1 protein-coding gene is annotated in these 270 nt (G+C 29.6%); it reads right to left on the reverse strand.

Features of this window, described 5'->3' with window-relative positions; genetic code table 11:
• On the reverse strand, nucleotides 1-270 hold a 270-nt coding region (locus tag R2R70_RS20470; protein WP_410978973.1), incomplete at both ends, for a hypothetical protein.

Genomic DNA, 270 nt, shown 5'->3' on the forward strand with positions numbered 1-270 from the left:
ATTTCAATAAACAAGTAAGTCATTGTGTCGTTTATATAGTCTGAGTAATCTTTATTTTCATTAAGTAAAATGGGTGATATATGCTGTAAAACCTTGTCATGAAAATACGCTTTAAGCCAATTAAGATGAAAGTCTGTTAATTTTTCGGGGCGATCTACATGGATATTATGAGTGGTTAAATCGTTTAAAATTTGTTGGTGTATTAGGTTAAATTTTTTGCCTAGCTGCAAAACTTTTTGTTGAATTTGACTTAATAAAGCTTCGTCTTCT

The organism is Cobetia sp. SIMBA_158 (genome assembly GCF_046566945.1).
In the GTDB taxonomy this organism is placed as follows: domain Bacteria; phylum Pseudomonadota; class Gammaproteobacteria; order Pseudomonadales; family Halomonadaceae; genus Cobetia; species Cobetia amphilecti.